Below are 20,968 nucleotides of genomic sequence, written 5' to 3'. Positions count from 1 at the left end.
TGCCGTGCCGTGCCGTGCCCTGCCGTGCCGTGCCCTGCCGTGCCGTGCCGTGCCCTGCCGTGCCGTGCCGTGCCCTGCCGTCCCGTGCCGTGCCGTGCCCTGCCGTCCCGTGCCGTGCCGTGCCCTCCCGTGCCCTGCCCTCCCGTCCCGTCCTGTCCCGTGCCGTGCTGTGTCGTTCGGTCGGGTCAGCCGGTGGTGAGGCGGGCGGGTTCCATGCCGGCGATGAGGGTGGACAGGGCGTGCCCGATGTCGGGGCCGACGTACCAGTCGCCGGTGTGGTCGAGGGTGTAGACGCGGCCCTGGGCGTCGACGGCGAGGAGGGCGGCGGTGTCGGTCTCGGCGCCGAGGGGGCAGACCTCGGTGCCGAGGGCGCGGCCGAGGTCGCCGAGGGTGCGGGCGAGGTGGAGGCCGTGCAGGGGGTCGAGGTGGAGGGTGGCGGGGGCGATCTGGCGGCCGGGGCCGGTGGGGGCGATGCGGAGGCTGCCGAATTCGGCCCAGGCTTCGACGGCGGCGGGGAAGACGGTGTGCCGGTGTCCGGCGGGCGAGGTGTGCTCGCGCAGGGTGTCGGCCCAGATCTCCGCCTGCTTTATGTCCCAGCGTCCGGGTTGCCAGCCGGCGGCGCGCAGGGCGGCGTCGACGGGTACGGGGAAGCGTGAGGGGTGTCCCCCCGGTCGGGAGGGTCCGGGGCTGGGGGAGGAGGCGCGGTCGGGGTGCATCTGCCCTTCGATCGTCGTGTTCGCCGGGTCGTGCCGGAGGTGTGGGGTCGTGTCGGCGGGGCCGGGGTCCGGCCGTCGGTTCAGTGGTCGGCTGCGGCCGGGTCGACGATGCGGACGCCGAAGTGGGCGCTGAGGGCGGTGCAGGCGCGGCAGGGGGTGGCGAAGCTGCCGTGGAGGGGGTCGCCGTCCTCGCGTATGCGGCGGGCGGTGAGTTTGGCCTGTTTGAGGGCTTTGCGGGCTTCGCCGTTGGTCATGGGTTTCCGGGCGGCGCGTTTGCTGCGGGTGGCGTCGGCGGCGGCGATGTGCCGCGAGATGAGGATGGTTTCGGCGCAGCGGCCGGTGAAGCGGTCGCGCTGGGCGCTGGTGAGGGTGTCGAGGAAGTCCTGGACGAGGGGGTGCAGGGACGGTGCCTGGTCGCCGCGGGCGGCGGTGCCGGTGAGGGTGGCGCCGCGTACGGAGAGGGCCGCGGCGACGGTGGGCAGGATGCCGTCGCGGCGGTGCAGGAGGGCGGGGGCGGTGGGTGTGCCGGTGCCGCTCCAGCCGATGCGAGGGTCCCCGGCCCGCACGTCGTTACCTCCGGTCTGCAAGGTATTCATGATGGTCTTCCCCTCCCCGGGCGTCCCCCGAAGGACACAGAGTGCCAAATGCCGTGCCTGGTCGGGAAGCTGGGTCGGCGCGACACGCCCGGGTTTGGGCGGGCTGTCACGGCGGGGTGACGGCTGGTCACGGTTGCGGGGGGTCGGTGGTGGCGGGAACGCGGGGTGGGTGGGCCGGTGGATGCGGTGGGCCGGTGACCGGGGTTCGTGTACCGCATAGGCTGTCGCCATCCGCGATCGACACCGCCGTTCAGGCCAGAGAGAACGCCGCAGGGGGCAACCGCCATGACGACAGGTCGGCTCGGGCTGGGGGCACCGCCCAGCCGCCAGGCCGGGGCACAAGCCGCGCCGCCGAACGCGGCCTACGCCGGGCAGGTCGTGCACTTCCCGGATCCGGTCCGGGCGGCACGTCACCCGAGAGGGGTACGGGTCGACGAGCATGGTTACCCCGACTTCTCCGCTTATGCGCGTGCGGCGGCGGAGATCGCCGATCCACCGGAGGGTTTCGGGGTCGACGAGCTGCGGCTGACGGACTATGTGTCGGCGAACGCGGCGCTCGCGGCGTCGGGGCACGAGTTGTGGGACACGGTGCCGGATGTGGCGACGCCGCATGGCTGGACGTGGCATCACGTGGTGGGTTCGCGGCGGCTGGAGCTGGTTCCGGTCGATGTGAAGGCGTTGCTGCGGCATCACGGCGGGATCGCTTCGGCGCGGGTGGACCAGGGCAAGCGGGGGACGCGGCCGTTGCAGGAGACGCGTCCGGCGCACTTCGGGCTGCCGAAGTCGGGTGTGGCCGTGACGGAGTCGCAGGTGCAGGGCCTGGAGGAGGACCTGGGCTATCGGCTGCCGGGTGCCTACCGCTCGTTCCTGAAGGCGGCGGGTGGGTGTGCGCCGGTGGGTACGGCGCTCGATGCCGAGCTGGGGCTGCTGCTGGACCAGCCGTTCTTCACGGTGCGGGACGAGGCGGCGGTCAATGACCTGGTGTATGTGAACAAGTGCCTGCGCGACCATCTGACGAAGGACTATCTGGGCGTCGGTTTTGTGCAGGGCGGTCTGCTCGCGGTGAAGGTGAAGGGCGAGCGGCTGGGTTCGGTGTGGTTCTGCGCGTACGACGATGTGCGGGACGTGGATCCGTCGTGGCCGCCGGCCGAGCGGGTGGAGCGGTTGCTGCTGCCGTGCGGTGACGATTTCGACGCCTTCCTGTCGCGGCTCGCGGGCAGTCCGCCGGAGCTGGAGACGGTGGCGAATCTGATGGTGGACGGCGGTTTCGCGCGTGCCGTTCCGGTCTCTTCCGTGGGGGAGTGAGCTTCGGCGATGGTGACGTTCGCGCAGGCGCAGGAGCGCGCCGAGGAGTGGATCAACGGGGATGTCCCGGCGTACCAGCACCGTGAGGTGCGGGTGCGGGAGTTCGAGCTGGGTTTCGTGGTGTGGGGCGAGGACCGTGCGGAGGGCCCACGTTCGGATGCGGGCGGGCAGCGGCTGGTGATCGCCCGGGACAGTGGTGAGGCGACGCTGTGGCCGGCGCTCCCGGTGGGTGAGGTGATCCGCCGGTACGAGGAGGAGTACGGCCGTGGTGACGAGGTCGAGGACGCGGTGCCGGCGCCGGCTGCTGCGCGGGTGGATCTGAACCAGACGTCGTTCCTGCTGAGTCCGCCGGAGTGGTTGCAGGAGGCGGCGGACAAGCTGGGCCTTCCGGACCGGCGGTCGGGGGAGGGCTCGGGCGCTGCGGTTCCTGCGGCGGGCGTGGCCGGGGCGGACGCTCCTGCTTCCACTCCTGGTGCGGGTGCGGGTGCGGGTGCCGGTTCGGTCGGTCAGGGTTTCTCCAGCGGAGGAGCGCTTGCGGAGACGCAGGCCGGGGTGCCTGCGGTGACGGATGCCACCGCTTCGGCGGCTGCGGCTGCGGGCGTGCCGAGTGCGCCCGAGGTGCCGGCCGGGGCCACGCCGTGGGCCGGTACGGACACGAACGCGGAGGCGGGGGAGGACCGTTCGGTGCCGTTGCCCGCGACGGTGTTCGCACCGCCGTTGAGCGAGCAGGACGGCCCGGCTCCGCGGCCGCCGGCGGCGCTGTCGGACGCGAAGACGGCGTTGATGTCGGGGGGCAGCCAGTTGCCGCCCACGGCGGTGGCACCGGCGCTCGATGCCTCGAACGTGCCCGGAGCACAGGGCTTCCCGCCGCCCGGGGCACAGAACCACCCGCCGGGAGCGCAGGGTTTCCCGCCGGGAGCTCAGAACTACCCGCCCGGAGCACAGGGCTTCCCTCCGGGGGCGCAGGGCTTCCCGCCGCCCGAGGCGCAGAACTACCCGCCGGGAGCGCAGGGCTTCCCGCCGCCGGGAGTGCAGGGCTTCCCGCCGCCGGGAGCGCAGAGTGGCACGCCTGTCCCGGGTGCCCCGGCTGCATCCGGCGTTCCGCTGGGCAGTACGCCTCCGCCGCCTCCGGGCGCCCCGACCTACGGCTATCCGCCGGCGCCGGCGGCACCTGGCACGCCTCCGCCGGGCGCGCCGGTCCACACTCCGGCGCCCGGCACCCCGCCCGCGCCCCCTGCGGCTCCCGGTGCGCCGGGTGCGCCGGGTGCTCCGTCGGGCAGTACGCCTCCGCCGCCGCCTCCGGGCGCCCCGACGTACGGCTATCCGCAGGGTCCGGGCGCGCCGGTGGGCCCCGGCGGGCCGCAGGTCGCTCCTGGTTACGGCTATCCGCAGGCGCCGGGTGGTGCCCCGGATGCGCCGCAGTCTCCGGGCGGCCCCGGACGGCCGCTCGCGCAGAACGCCGGGGACATCGCGGACGCCGCGACGAGCAAGGCCGCGCCGCCGCCGCGCAAGGCGCGCGGCGGGGCGGGCGCTCCTCCGCCTCCGCCGGGTGCCCCTGGTGCGCCGGGCGCGCGTCCGGGGTATCCCGCGCCGCCCGTGCCGGGTGCGCCTTCCGGCCACCCCGCGTCGCCCGTGGCGCCCGCGCCGAGTGCGCCTGCGGGCGGGTATGTGCCGACGCAGCTCGTGTCCGCGCTCGGGCCCGAGGGGCCTGAGGGAGCGGGCGCTCCGGGTGTTCCTGGTGGGCCGGGGGGCGCGCAGACGCCGCAGGCTCCGGGCGTACCGAATGCGCCGGGCGCCCCCCATCAGCCCGGTGCGCCGGGTGCTCCGGGCACGCCCCCGGGCAGCGTCCACCACGCGGCCACGGTGCTGGCCGACCCGAGCCAGCTGGGAGCGGGCGCGCCGCCGGCTCCGGGCGCCCCGCAGCCGCCGGGTGTCCCGGGGGTGCCTGGTGCGCCTGGCATGCCGCAGCCGCCTGGTGCCCCCGCGGTTCCGGGCGCCCCCGGCATGCCGCCCGCGCCCGGCGCGCCTCAGCCGCCTGGTGCCCCTGGCGCTCCTGGCGTCCCGCAGCCGCCGAGCGCCCCCGGCGCTTCCGGAGGCGCGCATGGTGCGGTGCACCACGCGCAGACCGTGCTGGCGGCGCCCCCTGTGGGCGGCCCGGGTGTGCCCCCGCCGCCCGCCCCGGGCGGACTCGGCGCGCCGGGCGCTCCCGGCATGCCGCCGGGAGCCCCGGGTGCCCCGCAGCCGATGCCGCCGGGTGCCGTGCCGCCGGGCGGCCCGCTGCCGGGGCAGCCTCCGGCCTACGGCTATCCGCAGCAGGGGCAGCCGACGGTGGGCCCCGGGTACCAGGCCGTGCTGCGCTACCGCGCGCAGGACGGTTCGGAGCAGCAGCTGATCCGGCGTTCGGCGCCGGGTACGCCGCACCCGGAGTGGCAGATCTTCCACGAGCTGCGGTCGATGAACGTCCCGCCGGACCAGGTGCTGGAGCTGCACACGGAGCTGGAGTCGTGCGAGCTGCCGGGCGCGTACTGCGCGCGGATGATCCGGGAGCAGTGGCCGCAGGCGCGCATCACGAGCATCGCGCCGTACGGCACGGACCACGCGAGCCGGCAGCAGGGCATGCAGCAGTTGCTGGCGCACCAGGGCGAGCTGCACCAGGTGGCGGACGGTCCCGCGCGTCCGGCGCCGGTGCGGGCGCCCTTGCCGCCGGTGCAGGCCGCGCCGCCCGTCCCGCCGGAGGCCGTCGCGCAGGAGCTGGCTGCGGCGTTCGGGCCGGGGATCTTCCGGTTCGAGCAGCAGGCGGTGTCACGCCAGGGCGTGCCGCCGGTCGTGGCGCACACACTGGCGACGGCCGGGCTGCCGGTGGACCTGGGCCCGTTCTTCTGGGCACAGGCGCAGCCGGGCCGGCCGGTGCCGACGCTGGCGGAGCTGGCGGCCGAGCGCGGGGTGCAGCCGGCCTCGGACGCGGGCTCGTATCTCGTCATGGGCACGGACTTCGGCAGGGCGATCTGCGTCCAGTACGGCACCGCGAACATCGTTGCGGTGCCCGTGGAGGCGGGCCCCGGCGGTGCGCCGGTGGCGCCGCAGTTCGTCAACACCGGGCTGCCGGAGTTCGCGCGGTGCCTGGCGCTGCTGGGCCGGATGTGGCGGCTGCGGTTCGGGCTGAACCAGGAGCAGGCGGGCCGCTGGGCCGTCGACTTCCAGGCCCAGCTGGCCGCCCTGGACCCGGCGGCGCTCGGTTCGCCGGAGAGCTGGTGGTCGGTGCTGCTGGAGCAGATGTGGGACGGGCTGCTGTAGAGCAGGCGTCGTTGTGGAGCGGCCTGCCGTGAGGCGGGCCGCAGCGGTCGACGGGCCTGCGGTGAGGCAGGCGTCGTAGTGGGTCGGCCTGCGGTGAGGCGGGCGTCGTTGTGGAGCGGCCTGCCGTGAGGCGGGCCGCAGCGGTCGACGGGCCTGCGGTGAGGCGGGCGTCGTAGTGGGTCGGCCTGCGGTGAGCCGGGCGCCGTGGCGGGCCGGCCTGCCGTGAGGCGGCCGTAGCGATGGCACGGGCCTGCCCCGACGCGGCGCCGCAGTGGGACGGACGGGCTGCTGGGACGGGCTCCTTGGGGCTGGGCCGGCTGGGTCGTCCGGGCCGGCTGGGTCGTCCGGGGCCGGTCGGCTCTGTCGAGTGGGCCGGCAGCCGGGCGCGCACCGCCCTCAGTAGTCCAGTCCCGCGAACCACTCGCCCCGGCCGCCGGGGGTCAGGTCGAGCAGATGCCAGACGGGGTTGAGCAGGTCGATTCCGCGCTGGTCGATGTCCTCGTCCATGCGCGGGTGCATGGAGTAGAAGTGGCGGACCGTGCCGTCGCCGTCCCGGGTGAAGACCGAGACGGTGGAGTCCTGCTCGCCGTCCTTGTCCTCACTGCCCAGGTCGTACTTGAAGGTGCTGTCGCCGCAGCTCAGCAGGCGTAGGGCGGTCCAGCCGCGGGTGCGGGCGTGGGCGCGCAGCGTGGGCAGGTCGGCGGCTGCCGCGACGGCGAGATCGGCGTTCTGGGCGAGGTGGCGGGCGGCGCCGTTGAAGCCGTCGATCCACATGGTGCACATGGGGCAGGCGTTCTCCTGGAGCTTGCCGTACATGAAGTGGTAGATGATCAGCGGCCGGTCCGGGGCGGTGAACAGCTCGCCGAGGGTGACCTCGCGGACCGGGGTGTCGCCCGCGTCGAGGTCGGCGGGTCCTTCGAGGAAGACGTAGTCGTCGACCGGCGGGCCCTGCGGGAGTGCCCGTCGCCGGGCTGCCACCTGCTCGCGGTGGCGCATGAGTTCGATCTCGGCGAGGCGGAGTTCTTCGCGGGCGGCGAGGTACTCCGCGGACTCGCCGGGCAGTCGGGTGTGCCGCAGCATCGCGTCCTCCTGGGTACTGACCGTGACCGACCGTGACGTTCGGCCGGAGTGTCGCGTTATGAGCCTTTCCGTCCTGTACATCAAGATGTGCGCGAAATCATCATCTCGTGGTCCATTCGGCGGAGAGGGGTTCCAGGATGAGCGGCGCACCGGTGTCGCCCTACGGTTTCACGGCCGGGCGGGGGCGGGGTTACCGTCCCGAACAGGCCGATGCGTACGCCGCGGCCCTCTCCGACGACCGGGACGCCGCGTGGGAGCGTGCCGCGCGGCTGACGGTGCTCGCGCGGGAGATGGACGAGGAGCTCGTACGGCTGCGGGAGGTCGTGGCGCGGCTCGCACCGCAGACGTACGAGACGCTGGGGGAGCGTGCTCGGCGGATCTTCCAGTTCGGGCAGGAGGAGGCGGCGGCGGTCCGCGAAGGCGCGCGGCAGGAGGCGGGGGGCCTTGCGGACGAGGCGCGCACCTACGCGGAGCGGGTGCAGGGCGAGGCCCGGGCGTACGCCGACATCCTGCGGGCCGAGGCGGACGAGTACGCGCGCCAGCGCCTGCTTGCGGCGCGCGCCGAGGAGGACGACCTCCGTGTCTCCGCGCGGCGCGAGGCGAAGGAGAGACGTGGTGAGGCGCTCGCCGATGTGCGTGAGACGCGCGGGCGCTGCTCCGTCATGCTCGCCGAGCAGCAGAAGGAGTTCGCCGAGCGGCAGGCCGGGGCGGAGCGCGAGGCGAAGGAGCGCGCCGCCGCGTTCGAGGCGGACCATGTCGAGCGGGTCGCGCGTGCCGAGGCCGCGCTCGCCGAGGCCGAACAGGCGCTCGCCGATGCCCGGGCGTCCGAGGACCGGTGCCTGGGGCAGGCGCGCGAGCGTGCCGACGAGATGCTCGCGCAGGCGCGGGTGCACGAGGAGGGGGTCGTTCGGGAGACGGAGCGGGTGCTGCGCGAGCACGGGGAGACCTGGGACGAGGTGCAGGCCCAGATGGACCATGTGCGCAGCAGTCTCCTGTCCCTGACCGGGAGGGCGCCGGTGGAGTAGCAGGAGCCCGCCCGCGCGGGTGTGGCAGGGGGCGTGCGGCGCCCGGCCCGGCAGTGGGGCGCGGGCCCGGCAGGGGCGTGCGGTGCCGGGTCCGGCAGTGGGGCGCGGGCGTCAGTTGCCCCTGCGCACCGCCCCGGCCAGGATCCATCCCTCGACCGCCTCGTACTGGCGGCGCTGTTCCTCCGCCTTCCGGCGCCCCGAGGCCACCGTGCCCGCCCAGCCGAGGGCGAAGCCCAGCGGGATGGTGACGAGCCCTGTGGTCGTGAAGGGGAACCAGTTGAAGTCGGCGTCCGGGAAGAGCGCGGTCGGTGAGCCGGAGACCAGATTCGTCCCCGGCATCAGCGCCAGCACCGCCAGTGTGCCGCCGATCAGGGTGCACAGCAGGCCCGCGCGGGTGTAGCGGCGCCAGAAGAGTCCGTAGACCAGGGCCGGGGCGATGGCGGAGGCGCCCAGGCAGAAGGAGAGCGTCACCAGGGGCTGCAGAGTGCGGTGCTGGACCTGGATGGACAGCAGGATCGCCGGGATGCCGACCGCCAGTGCCGAGACGCGGGCCAGCATCATCTCGCGGCGGGCGGGCATCTCCTGGACGCGGGCCGCGAAGACGTCGTGGGCCAGGGAGTTGGCGCAGGCCAGGATCATGCCGGCCACCGAGGCCAGCAGGGTCAGGAAGATCGCCGTCGTCACCGCCGTGAACAGCAGGGTCTCCGCCGTCGACACGTCCGCGCCGAAGGCCGCCCGCGACCCCAGCAGGTACGCCGTGTTGCCCTGCGGGTCGGCGGCCGCGATCGTCGCGCGCCCGATCAGCGCGGTCGCGCCGAAGCCGACCACCGTGATCACCAGCACGAACAGTGCGACCGCCGACACCGCCCAGGACATCGAGCGCCGCACCTGACGGGCGCTGGAGGCGGTGTAGGTGCGCATGGTGATGTGCGGCAGGCAGGCGCCGCCGAGGACGACGGTGAGCTCCGACGTGATCATGTCCAGGCGCGGGTTCGCGCCGCCCGTGAACTCCAGGCCGGAGTGCAGGAAGGCGTCGCCGACCCCGCTCTGCCGCGCCGCCGTGTGGAACAGCGCGCCGGGGTCCCAGGCGAACTGGCGCAGGATCAGTACGGCGACGACGGCGCCCGAACCGAGCAGCATCACGATCTTCAGGATCTGGATCAGGGCGGTGCCCTTCATGCCGCCGATCGCCGCGTAGCTGATCATCAGCAGGCCGAGCCCGACCACGCATCCCGTCTTCAGCGAGTCGTTGGAGAAGCCGAGGATGAAGGCCAGTAGCTGTCCGGCGCCGGCCAGTTGGACGAGCATCAGCGGCAGCAGCGCCGCGATCGTCACCGCGCACGCCGTCATCCGCACCGCCCGGCCCGGCATCCGGCGGGCCAGGGCGTCGCCCATCGTGAACCGGCCCGCGTTGCGCAGCGGTTCGGCCAGCAGGAACATCAGCAGCATCAACGACAGGGTGGTGCTCAGTGCCAGCACGATCCCGTCGTAGCCGCACAGGGCGATCACCCCGCCCGTGCCGAGCACGGACGCCGCCGAGATGTAGTCACCGGCGATGGCGAGGCCGTTGCGCATCGGAGACAGGGATCCGTAGCCCGTGTAGAACTCGTCCAGGCCGTCCCGGTCGGGGCCGGTCATCACGCACAGCAGCAGTGTGATCGTCGCTACGGAGGTGAAGGCGACCAGCGACATCGTCTGCGCGGAGGCGCTGAAACCCGTCATCGTCCCGCCTCCCGTCGCGCGTCCACCTCGGCCAGCCTGCGGATGCGGTCCGCGAGCGGGTCGACGTAGCGCCGCGCGGTGTGTTCGTACAGCGCTATGGCCAGCCAGGTGACGGGGAGTTGGAGCAGGGCGAGCAGCAGGCCCGTGGGCAGGCCGGCCACCGCCGTGCTCGTCATGAACGACGGTGCGAACGCCGACAGGACCAGGAACAGGCTGAAGTAGCCGAGCGCCGTGAGCCCGGCCACGCGGCGCTGCCAGCGGGAGGCGCTGCGCAGGATGCGCAGGTCGCTGTGGTTGCCCAGGGCGGGGGGCGGGGTGCGGTGGGGGGCCGGTTCGGGGGCGGGCGGCTGGGGCTGCCAGGGGTAGGTGAGGTGCGGCGGGTTCGGTTGTCGCGGCGGATACGGGTACGACGGGGACGGGTCGTAGGACATCCCGGTCTCCTTGCAGGGCTCGGGTCCGTGGCGGCGGACCGCAGGGAGTTGGGGGGTGCGAGCCACGCACGCTACTCGCCCGTAATCGGAATGCGGAAGCTTTTCTCCGAACTGGCCGGTCGGTATGCGCTTACTGTGCCGGATACGCACTGACCTGGGGTGTTACCGCGATTAACTCAGACCTTTGAAACGGCTGTGCCGGTGTGAACACCGGCCGCGCGGGCGGCCGTTGGGGCTCAGTCCTTCAGGACCGGGAAGCGCCGCGGTGCCAGGACCAGCAGCACCAGGAACGCCAGCGCCGCCGCCAGGGACGCCCCCAGGTACACGGCGTGCACCGCGTCGGCGACGGCGTGCCGCGTGGCCTGCGGTGCCGTGCCGGAGGCCAGCCCGCGGGTGACGGAGTCCAGGTCGCCCGCGCCGCCCAGGCGTGCGGCCAGGACGCCGTTGGCGACCGCGCCGAAGACGGCCGCGCCGACGGTCTGCCCGGTCTGCCGGCAGAAGAGCACGGACGCCGTCGTCGTGCCGCGTTCCGCCCAGCCCACCGTCGACTGCACGCCCACGATCAGCGGGAGTTGGAACAGCCCCAGCGCCGCCCCGAGGAACGTCATCAGCAGCGTCGGCTGCCACGCCGCCCCCGGATACGGCAGGAACGGGAACGCCAGCAGGATCAGCGTCGCCGCGCCGATGCCGAGCATCGCGGTGTTGCGGAAGCCGATCCGCCGGTACACGTGCTGGCTGAGCGCCGCCGACACGGGCCAGGTCAGCGTCCAGACGGACAGGACGAACCCGGCGGCGACCGGGGCCAGGCCCAGCACCGCCTGCGCATACGTCGGCAGGAAGACGGTGGGCGCCACCATCAGCAGGCCCAGCGCGCCGAGCGCCAGGTTGACCGCGGCGATGGTGCGGCGGCGCCACACCCAGCCGGGGATGATCGGTTCGGCCGCGCGGCGCTCGATCACGACCACGAGCGCGACGAGCGCAAGCCCCGTGGTGAACAGCGCGAGGGACGGCGCGGACCACCACGGCCACGCGACCCCGCCCTGCACCAGCGCCGTCAGCAGCACGCCCCCGCACGCGAACACCGCCAGCGCGCCCGCCCAGTCGATGCGCGCCCCCTTTCGGGACTCGCGCGCCGGCTCATGCAGATGGCGCACCACCAGCCACAGCGCCAGGGCGCCGACGGGCAGATTGACCAGGAAGATCCAGCGCCAGTCGGCGTAGGCCGCGAGCACGCCGCCGATCCCCGGGCCCGCGACCGCCGACACCGCCCACACCGTGGACAGCTTGGACTGGATCCTGGGGCGCTCGGCCAGCGGATAGAGGTCGGCGGCGAGCGTCTGCACCGTGCCCTGCAGCGCGCCGCCGCCCAGGCCCTGCACGATGCGGAAGGCGATCAGCGCGCCCATGTTCCAGGCGAGGGCGCACAGCAGGGAGCCGAGCAGGAAGACGCTCGCGCCCGCGATCAGCACCGGCTTGCGGCCGAAGGTGTCCGAGAGCTTGCCGTAGACGGGCAGCGTGACGGTGACGGCGAGCAGATAGCCGGAGAACAGCCACGAGAAGACGGAGAAGCCGCCGAGGTCGCCGACGATCTGCGGGACGGCCGTCGAGACGATGGTGGAGTCGAGCGCCGCCAGCGCCATCGCGAGCATCAGGGCGGCCACGACGGCGCCGCGCCGGTTCGTTGCGGTGTGCCGCGCGGCGCCGTCGCGTATCGCAGGCTTCGTACCCCCCACGGGATTCCTTCCCCTTGCAGCGTGCATCTGTCGGCCGCGCACCAGCTTCCCACTTGACCCTCGCGCGACGGGAGGGTGGAGGCTCGCCGGGCCGGAGGGTGGAGCCGACCCCGAGAAGGACTCCACCCCACGGTGGACCACCCCTAGGGGTACCTCCGTACTACGGGTCGGGGGGCATTCGTACGTCCGGAGGACGAGAGGGGCCGTGTGCCGTCCTTAACCTGGCTTTAGGCCGCGGGGGGCGGCTGACCGAACCGACAGGGGTGGGGTTTTCCCCCGTACAAGAGGGGGTCGCGCGCCAGTGCGCGGCATGCCCGCCGGACGCGAGACTCGGCGACGAACCCGGAACGACGCACCGGAACACCCCGGCACATCCACCGATCTGCCAACCGATATAGGAGACATACCGTGACTTCGGCTGTGACCATTCCCAGGCATGGGGGCACTGGAGGGCGTACGGCCGTTGCCGCGCGGGCGCGGCAGGTCGTGAAGGCGTACGGGTCCGGCGAGACCCGTGTCGTCGCCCTGGACCACGTCGACGTGGACATCGTCCGCGGTCAGTTCACCGCGATCATGGGCCCCTCGGGGTCCGGCAAGTCCACGCTGATGCACTGCCTCGCCGGGCTCGACACCGTGACCGGCGGTCAGATCTACCTGGACGAGACCGAGATCACCGGCCTGAAGGACAAGAAGCTCACCCAGCTGCGCCGGGACCGCATCGGGTTCATCTTCCAGGCGTTCAACCTGCTGCCGACCCTGAACGCCCTGGAGAACATCACGCTGCCCATGGACATCGCCGGGCGCAAGCCCGACAAGGCGTGGCTGGACCGGGTCGTGGAGACCGTCGGCCTCGCCGGACGGCTCAAGCACCGGCCCACCCAGCTCTCCGGCGGCCAGCAGCAGCGCGTCGCCGTGGCCCGCGCCCTCGCCGCCCGGCCGGAGATCATCTTCGGTGACGAGCCGACCGGAAACCTCGACTCGCGCGCCGGCGCCGAGGTCCTGGGCTTCCTGCGCCGCTCGGTGGACGAACTGGGCCAGACCATAGTGATGGTCACCCACGACCCGGTGGCCGCCTCCTACGCGGACCGCGTGCTCTACCTCGCCGACGGCAGGATCGTCGACGAGATGTACCAGCCGACGGCCGATCAGGTCCTGGACCGCATGAAGGACTTCGACGCCCGGGGGCGCACGTCATGACCGTCCTGAAGACCTCGATGCGCAACTTCTTCGCGCACAAGGGCCGCATGGCCCTGTCGGCGGTCGCGGTGCTGCTCTCGGTCGCCTTCGTCTGCGGCACGCTGGTGTTCACCGACACGATGAACACCACCTTCGACAAGCTCTTCCAGGCGACGTCGTCGGACGTGACGGTCAGCGCCAAGGGCTCCTCCGACACCGGCCAGACCACCTCCCGCACCGGCAAGCCGCCGGTCATGCCGGCCTCCGTGGTCGGCGAGGTCAAGGGGGCCCAGGGCGTCAAGAAGGCCGAGGGCACGGTGTTCTCGACCTCGGTGACGGTCGTCGACCACGACCTCGACAAGCTCTCGCCCAGCAGCGGCGCGCCGACCATCGTCGGAAGCTGGAACGGCAACGACGCCCGCACCATGAAGATCACCTCCGGTGCGGCGCCCCAGGGCCCCGGCCAGATCATGGTCGACGCGGACACCGCCAAGAAGCACGATCTGAAGCTCGGCGACGACATCGGCGTGATCACCGTCGTGGGCACGCACCACGCGCGCGTGTCCGGCATCGCCACCTTCACCGTCACCAACCCCGGCGCCGCGATCTTCTACCTGGACACGAAGACCGCCCAGCAGACCCTGGTCGGCCGCACCGGCGTCTACACCAACGTCAACGTCACCGCGGCCAAGGGCGTCACCGACGCGCGGCTGAAGGCGAACGTGACCGCCGCGCTCGGCCACGGCTACAAGGTGCAGACCGCCAAGGAGGTCGCCGACGCCAACCAGAAGAGCGTCAAGAGCCTCCTGGACTTCATGAAGTACGCGATGCTCGGCTTCGCCGGGATCGCCCTTCTCGTCGGCATCTTCCTGATCGTCAACACCTTCTCGATGCTGGTCGCCCAGCGCACCCGCGAGATCGGCCTGATGCGGGCCATCGGCTCCTCCCGCAGCCAGGTCAACCGGTCCGTGCTGGTCGAGGCGCTGCTGCTCGGCGTGATCGGCTCCGTGCTCGGCGTCGGCGCGGGCGTGGGCATAGCGGTCGGCCTGATGAAGCTCATGGGCAACGCGGGCATGCACCTGTCCACCGACGATCTCACCGTCGCCTGGACGACCCCCACCGTCGGCCTGCTGCTCGGCGTGATCGTCACCGTCCTCGCCGCCTACCTGCCCGCCCGGCGCGCCGGCAAGATCTCCCCGATGGCCGCCCTGCGCGACGCCGGCTCCCCGGCCGACGCGAAGGCGGGCATGATCCGGGCCCTGATCGGGCTGGTGCTCACCGCCGCCGGCGGCTGGAGCCTGTACGCGGCCGCCACCGCCGACAAGGCCAAGGACGGCTCGGCCTGGCTCGGCCTCGGCATTCCGCTGACCCTGATCGGCTTCGTCGTCATCGGCCCGCTCCTCGCGGGCGGCCTGGTCCGCGTCCTCGGCGCGGTCATGCTGCGGATCTTCGGCCCGGTCGGCCGGCTGGCCGAGCGCAACGCCCTGCGCAACCCGCGCCGCACCGGTGCCACCGGCGCCGCGCTGATGATCGGCCTCGCGCTGGTGGCCTGCCTGTCGGTGGTCGGCTCCTCCATGGTCGCCTCCGCCACCGACGAGCTCGACAAGACCGTGGGCACGGACTTCATCGTCCAGCCGGACAACGAGCAGCTCATCACCCCCCAGGCGGTCAAGAGCGTCAAGGGCACCCCGGGTCTTGCGCGGGTCACCGAGTACCGGCCGACCACAGCGGACTTCACCACCCCGGACGGCCGGAAACTCAAGGACACGGACATCACGGCGGCCGACCCGACCTACGCGACCGACCTGCACAAGAAGACCGTCGCCGGCAACCTCGAGGACGCCTACCGGCCCGACTCGATGTCCGTCCACGAGAAGTTCGCCAAGGCCCACGGCATCCACCTGGGCTCGAAGATCACGGTGGCGTTCAAGGACGGCTCCACCGCCCGTCTGACGGTCCGCGCGATCACCTCCAGCGACGAGGTGATCGACCAGGGCGCCATGTACACCTCCATCGCCACGCTGGCCAAGTACGTGCCCGCCGACAGGATGCCGCTCGACCAGATGGTGTTCGCCTCCGCCAAGGACGGGCAGCAGGCGGCCGCCTACAAGGCGCTGAAGTCCTCCCTGCACCGCTACCCGGAAGTCACCGTGCGGGACCAGAGCGACTACAAGAAGGCGCTGAAGGACCAGATCGACCAGCTGCTCAGCATGATCTACGGCCTGCTGGCCCTCGCGATCATCGTCGCGGTCCTCGGTGTGGTGAACACCCTGGCCCTGTCGGTGGTCGAGCGGACCCGGGAGATCGGCCTGATGCGGGCCATCGGCCTCTCCCGCCGTCAGCTGCGCCGCATGATCCGCCTGGAGTCCGTGGTGATCGCCGTCTTCGGCGCGCTGCTGGGCCTCGGCCTGGGCATGACCTGGGGCACCACCGCCCAGAAGCTCCTCGCGCTGCAGGGCCTGAACGTCCTGGAGATCCCCTGGCCGACGATCATCGCCGTCTTCATCGGCTCGGCCTTCGTGGGCCTGTTCGCCGCCCTGATCCCGGCGTTCCGGGCGGGCCGGATGAACGTACTGAACGCCATCGCAACGGACTAGCGACCGACCGGGGGCCACTGCGCGCGGGCGGTGCCGGCCGGAGGGCCGCCGCGCGCGGGGGTTGCCGGCCGGAGGGCCGCCGGGTGTGGGGGGGTGCCGGCCGGAGGGCCGCCGGGTGTGGGGGGGGTTGCCGGCCGGAGGGCCGCCGGGTGTGGGGGGGTGCCGGCCGGAGGGCCGCCGCGCGCGGGGGGTGCCGATCGGAGAACCACCGCGTACGAGGGGTGCCGATCAAAGAACCACCGCATACGGGGGTTGCGGGGGAAAGACCCGGCGTCGGGAAGCGTTACGGCTTCCCGACGCCGGGTTTCTTTGCTGCTTGGTGGAGCTTGTTGCGTGGCCGGCTTTTGTTGCCTGGTGGAGCTTGTTGCGTGGCCGGCTTTTGCTGCCCGGCGGACCTTGGTGCGTGGCCGGCCTTTGTTGCCTGGTGGAGCTTGTTGCGTGGCCGGCTTTTGCTGCCCGGCGGACCTTGGTGCCCAGCCGCCCCCTGTTGCCCGGCGGACCTCCCTGCCCACTCGGAGTGCTGGGGGAGCGGTGGGAGTGTTGGGGCGTGGTGGGTTGTTCTGGGCCGGGTGGCGGGGTCGTGGTGGGGCGTGGTGGATGGTTCCGGTCCGGTCGATCGGGAACGCCGCGGCGGCCGTTTTTCTGTTTTCTGCCGACCGAGTCGGGTGGTGGGTGGGCAGAGGTCCGGGGAGCGGTGCGGCGAAGCCGCCTGGGCAGCTCCGGGTGCCGGCGTTGTCCACAGGGCGTTGTCCACAGGCCCGGCACCGGCAGGCGCAGCGTCGTACGCTGGAGACCCCCCGGCCCTCACACGAGTCGGGTAATTCGCGTTGCCCATAACCGGACGGAAAGCCTCCTCCATGAGCCTGCACGGTCTGCTCGACGCCGTCGTCAAGGACCCCGCCCTCGCAGAAGCGATCACCGCGGCCGCGGACGGCAACCGCATGCACGTCGACCTCGTCGGCCCCCCGGCCGCCCGCCCCTTCGCGGTCGCCGCCCTGGCCCGCGAGGCGGCCCGCACGGTCCTCGCGGTCACCGCGACCGGCCGGGAGGCCGAGGACCTGGCCGCCGCCCTGCGCTCGCTGCTGCCCGCCGAGGGCATCGTGGAGTACCCCTCGTGGGAGACCCTCCCGCACGAGCGCCTCAGCCCGCGCAGCGACACCGTCGGCCGCCGCCTCGCCGTGCTGCGCCGCCTCGCCCACCCCCGCCCGGACGACCCCGAGACCGGCCCGGTCTCCGTGGTCGTCGCAGCCGTGCGTTCCGTGCTCCAGCCGCAGGTCAAGGGCCTCGGCGACCTGGAGCCGGTGTCCCTGAAGACGGGACAGACCGCCGACCTGAACAGCATCGTGGAAGCCCTCGCGGCCGCCGCCTACGCGCGCGTGGAGCTGGTCGAGAAGCGCGGCGAGTTCGCCGTGCGCGGGGGCATCCTGGACGTGTTCCCGCCCACCGAGGAACACCCCCTGCGCATCGAGTTCTGGGGCGACGACGTCGAGGAGATCCGCTACTTCAAGGTCGCCGACCAGCGCTCCCTCGAAGTCGCCGAGCACGGCCTGTGGGCCCCGCCCTGCCGCGAACTGCTGCTCACGGACGACGTACGCGCACGCGCCCGCGCCCTCGCCGAAGAGCACCCGGAGCTGGGTGAACTGCTCGGCAAGATCGCCGAGGGCATCGCGGTGGAGGGCATGGAGTCCCTGGCCCCCGTCCTGGTCGACGACATGGAGCTGCTGCTGGACGTGCTCCCCGAGGGCGCCATGGCCGTGGTCTGCGACCCTGAGCGGGTCCGCACGCGTGCCGCCGACCTCGTCACCACCTCCCAGGAGTTCCTGCAGGCGTCCTGGGCGGCCACCGCGGGCGGCGGCGAGGCGCCCATCGACGTCGGCGCGGCCTCCCTGTGGTCCATCGCCGACGTCCGCGACCGCGCGCGTGAGCTGGACATGATGTGGTGGTCCGTCTCGCCCTTCGCGGCCGACGAGGAGCTGGACGCGGGCACCCTCAAGCTGGGCATGCACGCCCCCGAGACCTACCGCGGCGACACCGCCAGAGCCCTCGCCGACACCAAGGGCTGGCTCGCCGACGGCTGGCGCACGGTCTTCGTCACCGAGGCCCACGGCCCGGCCGCCCGCACCGTCGAGGTGCTCGGCGGCGAGGGCATCGCGGCCCGCCTCGACGCCGACCTCGGCGAACTGAGCCCCTCCCTGGTGCACGTCTCCTGCGGCTCGATCGACTACGGCTTCGTGGACCCGGCGCTCAAGCTCTCGGTCCTCACCGAGACCGACCTGTCCGGTCAGAAGGCCGCCGGCAAGGACGGCGCCCGCATGCCGGCCCGCCGCCGCAAGACCATCGACCCGCTCACCCTGGAGCCGGGCGACTACATCGTCCACGAACAGCACGGCGTCGGCCGCTACATCGAGATGGTGCAGCGCACCGTGCAGGGCGCCACCCGCGAGTACCTCGTCGTGGAGTACGCCCCCGCCAAGCGCGGCCAGCCCGGCGACCGCCTCTACATCCCCACCGACCAGCTGGAGCAGATCACCAAGTACGTCGGCGGCGAGGCCCCCACCCTGCACCGCCTCGGCGGCGCCGACTGGACCAAGACCAAGGCCCGCGCGAAGAAGGCCGTCAAGGAGATCGCCGCCGACCTGATCAAGCTCTACAGCGCCCGCATGGCCGCCCCCGGCCACACCTTCGGCGCCGACACGCCCTGGCAGCGCGAGCTGGAGGACGCCTTCCCGTACGCGGAGACCCCCGACCAGCTCACCACCATCGCCGAGGTCAAGGAGGACATGGAGAAGTCGGTCCCCATGGACCGCCTGATCTGCGGCGACGTCGGTTACGGCAAGACCGAGATCGCGGTCCGGGCCGCCTTCAAGGCCGTACAGGACGGCAAGCAGGTCGCCGTCCTGGTCCCCACGACGCTGCTGGTGCAGCAGCACTTCGGCACGTTCTCCGAGCGGTACTCGCAGTTCCCGGTGAACGTGCGGGCACTGTCCCGCTTCCAGACCGACACCGAGGCCAAGGCCGTCCTGGAGGGCCTGCACGAGGGCGCGGTGGATGTCGTCATCGGCACCCACCGCCTCTTCTCCTCCGAGACCAGGTTCAAGGACCTCGGCCTGGTCATCGTCGACGAGGAACAGCGCTTCGGCGTCGAGCACAAGGAGCAGCTGAAGAAACTGCGCGCCAACGTGGACGTGCTGACCATGTCCGCCACCCCGATCCCGCGCACCCTGGAGATGGCCGTCACCGGCATCCGCGAGATGTCCACCATCACCACGCCCCCCGAGGAGCGCCACCCGGTGCTCACCTTCGTCGGGCCGTACGAGGAGCGGCAGATCGGTGCGGCCATCCGCCGCGAACTGCTGCGCGAGGGCCAGGTCTTCTACATCCACAACCGGGTCGAGTCCATCGACCGCGCGGCGGCCCGGCTGCGCGAGATCGTCCCCGAGGCGCGCATCGCCACCGCTCACGGCCAGATGTCGGAGTCGGCCCTGGAGCAGGTGGTCGTCGACTTCTGGGAGAAGAAGTTCGACGTCCTGGTCTCGACCACGATCGTCGAGTCCGGTATCGACATCTCCAACGCCAACACGCTGATCGTGGAGCGCGGCGACACCTTCGGCCTGTCCCAGCTGCACCAGCTGCGCGGCCGTGTCGGCCGCGGCCGCGAGCGCGGGTACGCCTACTTCCTGTATCCGCCGGAGAAGCCGCTGACGGAGACGGCCCACGAGCGCCTCGCCACGATCGCCCAGCACACGGAGATGGGCGCGGGCATGTACGTGGCGATGAAGGACCTGGAGATCCGCGGCGCCGGAAACCTGCTCGGCGGCGAGCAGTCCGGGCACATCGCGGGCGTCGGCTTCGACCTGTACGTCCGCATGGTCGGCGAGGCCGTCGCGGACTACCGGCGTCAGCTGGAGACCGGGGAGATCGAGGAGGAGCCGCCGCTCGAGGTAAAGATCGAGCTACCCGTCGACGCGCACGTCCCGCACGACTACGCGCCCGGCGAGCGCCTGCGCCTCCAGGCCTACCGCGCCATCGCCTCCGCCAACTCGGAGGAGGACATCAAGGCGGTCCGCGAGGAACTCACCGACCGCTACGGCAAGCTGCCCGAGCCGGTGGAGAACCTGCTGCTGGTGGCCGGGCTCAGGATGCTCGCGCGGGCGTGCGGCGTCGGCGAGATCGTCCTGCAGGGCACCAACATCCGCTTCGCCCCGGTGGAGCTGCGCGAATCGCAGGAGCTGCGGGTCAAGCGGCTCTACCCGGGCACGGTCATCAAGCCCGCCGTGCACCAGGTGCTCGTCCCGCGCCCCAAGACCGCCAAGGTCGGCGGCAAGCCGCTCGTCGGCCGGGAACTGCTGGGCTGGGTCGGGGAGTTCCTCGCCTCGATCCTGGGGTCGTAGCCGAGGACGGGGCGCTCGCGGCGACCGGTTCGGCGAACCGGTGCAAGCGAGGCCCCGCGCCAGGCTCCCTGGACGGCCCCGCGCCAGGCTCCCTGAACGGCGTCGTGCCCGGCCCCGCGTCCGCCTCCGCTTCGGCGGTCCGCCGGGCGCGGCCCCGCGTTCGGCCCCGCTTCAGCGGTCCGCCGAGTGGAACAGCATCGCCGTAAGGGATCGGAACACTTCCTCGGGGTCCTGGTCGCCCACCGGGCCGTCGAGGTTGTGGCCGAGCAGCAGCGTGGCGAAGCCGTGGGCGAGGGACCAGGCGGCGACCGAGGCCAGGCGGGTGTCGGCGCCGCGGTCCTCGGCGGCGACCGTCGCCACGGCGGCGCGCAGCGCGTCCGCTGCCAGGGCACGGGCGGTGGTGAGTTCGAGGTCGTCGGCGCGCAGCAGTCCGGGAGTGAACATCACCTGGAAATGCGCAGGGTGCTCGCGGGCGAAGCGGACGTAGCGCACACCCGCCTCGCGCAGATCGGGCGCGTCCCTGACCGTCTCCGCCAGCAGCCCGTACCCCTCGGCCGCGATGGCGGTGAGCAGCCCGGTGCGGTCCTTGAAGTGGTGTGCGGGGGCCGCGTGCGAGACCCCGGCCCGGCGCGCCAGGTCCCGCAGGCTCAGCGCGGCGGGGCCGTCGGAGGAGATGACGTCGAGTGCCGCGGTGAGCACGGCGCGGCGCAGATCGCCGTGGTGGTACGGCCGCTGCGGTGCGGGGGTGGACTTCGAGGGGCTCATGGGCAGCAGCGTACGCCGGATCTAGCCATCGACAAGTTTGCACCATCTAGGCATTGACAAGTTTGAGTGGTCCGAGGCAATCTTGTCAGTGTCAAGTTCTGCTGAATCACAAACGGCCGGACAGGGGAGGGGGCGTC

At 72.7% G+C, this 20,968-nt stretch carries 13 protein-coding genes; 6 read left to right on the top strand and 7 right to left on the bottom strand.

Annotated elements, in window-relative coordinates; genetic code table 11:
• Nucleotides 1-185: 185 nt before the first annotated feature.
• Together ACZ7P3_RS27180 and ACZ7P3_RS27175 are read right to left on the bottom strand one after the other, a co-directional pair.
• Nucleotides 186-716: an SUKH-3 domain-containing protein gene (locus ACZ7P3_RS27180; protein WP_472085666.1), complete on the bottom strand. Its 531-nt coding sequence runs from the start codon at nucleotides 714-716 to the stop codon at nucleotides 186-188.
• An 80-nt stretch (nucleotides 717-796) separates the two neighbouring features.
• On the bottom strand, nucleotides 797-1,312 hold the full coding sequence (locus ACZ7P3_RS27175; RefSeq protein WP_472085665.1) for a YwqJ-related putative deaminase: 516 nt from the start codon (nucleotides 1,310-1,312) through the stop codon (nucleotides 797-799).
• 285 nt (nucleotides 1,313-1,597) lie between these two features.
• Between ACZ7P3_RS27175 and ACZ7P3_RS27170 the strand changes: the two genes are divergently transcribed.
• Together ACZ7P3_RS27170 and ACZ7P3_RS27165 are read left to right on the top strand one after the other, a co-directional pair.
• Nucleotides 1,598-2,617 (top strand): SMI1/KNR4 family protein, encoded by a 1,020-nt coding sequence (locus tag ACZ7P3_RS27170; protein WP_472085798.1) that lies wholly within the window; start codon nucleotides 1,598-1,600, stop codon nucleotides 2,615-2,617.
• 9 nt (nucleotides 2,618-2,626) lie between these two features.
• Complete coding sequence (locus ACZ7P3_RS27165) at nucleotides 2,627-5,911, top strand: SUKH-4 family immunity protein (RefSeq protein ID WP_472085664.1); 3,285 nt, start codon at nucleotides 2,627-2,629, stop codon at nucleotides 5,909-5,911.
• A 396-nt stretch (nucleotides 5,912-6,307) separates the two neighbouring features.
• Here the strand turns inward: ACZ7P3_RS27165 and ACZ7P3_RS27160 are convergent, their stop codons facing one another.
• Nucleotides 6,308-6,991 (bottom strand): DUF899 family protein, encoded by a 684-nt coding sequence (locus ACZ7P3_RS27160; RefSeq protein ID WP_472085663.1) that lies wholly within the window; start codon nucleotides 6,989-6,991, stop codon nucleotides 6,308-6,310.
• A gap of 137 nt (nucleotides 6,992-7,128) precedes the next feature.
• Here ACZ7P3_RS27160 and ACZ7P3_RS27155 point away from each other — a divergent pair, with 137 nt between their 5' ends.
• The gene (locus ACZ7P3_RS27155) at nucleotides 7,129-8,016 is read left to right on the top strand and encodes a cellulose-binding protein (protein ID WP_472085662.1); all 888 of its coding nucleotides are present in this window, start codon (nucleotides 7,129-7,131) and stop codon (nucleotides 8,014-8,016) included.
• A gap of 111 nt (nucleotides 8,017-8,127) precedes the next feature.
• Here the strand turns inward: ACZ7P3_RS27155 and ACZ7P3_RS27150 are convergent, their stop codons facing one another.
• From ACZ7P3_RS27150 to ACZ7P3_RS27140, 3 genes are all read right to left on the bottom strand, one after another.
• Nucleotides 8,128-9,738, bottom strand: a complete 1,611-nt coding sequence (locus ACZ7P3_RS27150) for a sodium/solute symporter (RefSeq protein WP_472085661.1) — start codon at nucleotides 9,736-9,738, stop codon at nucleotides 8,128-8,130.
• Nucleotides 9,735-10,169 (bottom strand): DUF485 domain-containing protein, encoded by a 435-nt coding sequence (locus ACZ7P3_RS27145; RefSeq protein WP_472085660.1) that lies wholly within the window; start codon nucleotides 10,167-10,169, stop codon nucleotides 9,735-9,737. The genes ACZ7P3_RS27150 and ACZ7P3_RS27145 overlap by 4 nt, the downstream gene beginning before the upstream one ends.
• Before the next feature lie 236 nt (nucleotides 10,170-10,405).
• On the bottom strand, nucleotides 10,406-11,902 hold the full coding sequence (locus ACZ7P3_RS27140) for an MFS transporter (RefSeq protein WP_472085659.1): 1,497 nt from the start codon (nucleotides 11,900-11,902) through the stop codon (nucleotides 10,406-10,408).
• A gap of 408 nt (nucleotides 11,903-12,310) precedes the next feature.
• Here ACZ7P3_RS27140 and ACZ7P3_RS27135 point away from each other — a divergent pair, with 408 nt between their 5' ends.
• The 3 genes from ACZ7P3_RS27135 (at nucleotide 12,311) to mfd (ending at nucleotide 20,066) form a co-directional block, all read left to right on the top strand.
• Nucleotides 12,311-13,099 (top strand): ABC transporter ATP-binding protein, encoded by a 789-nt coding sequence (locus tag ACZ7P3_RS27135; protein ID WP_472085658.1) that lies wholly within the window; start codon nucleotides 12,311-12,313, stop codon nucleotides 13,097-13,099.
• Entirely contained in the window at nucleotides 13,096-15,675 is a 2,580-nt protein-coding gene (locus ACZ7P3_RS27130) for an ABC transporter permease (protein WP_472085657.1), read from the top strand. The genes ACZ7P3_RS27135 and ACZ7P3_RS27130 overlap by 4 nt, the downstream gene beginning before the upstream one ends.
• An 857-nt stretch (nucleotides 15,676-16,532) precedes the next feature.
• Entirely contained in the window at nucleotides 16,533-20,066 is a 3,534-nt protein-coding gene (gene mfd / locus ACZ7P3_RS27125; RefSeq protein WP_472085656.1) for a transcription-repair coupling factor, read from the top strand.
• A gap of 171 nt (nucleotides 20,067-20,237) precedes the next feature.
• On the opposite strand, the gene ACZ7P3_RS27120 is transcribed toward mfd, so the two are convergent.
• Complete coding sequence (locus tag ACZ7P3_RS27120; protein ID WP_472085655.1) at nucleotides 20,238-20,831, bottom strand: TetR/AcrR family transcriptional regulator; 594 nt, start codon at nucleotides 20,829-20,831, stop codon at nucleotides 20,238-20,240.
• Nucleotides 20,832-20,968: the final 137 nt, after the last annotated feature.

This window comes from Streptomyces sp. NPDC107581, from assembly GCF_055657175.1.
Note: the sequence above shows the minus strand (reverse complement) of the source record. Positions and strands in the feature narration are given on the sequence as shown.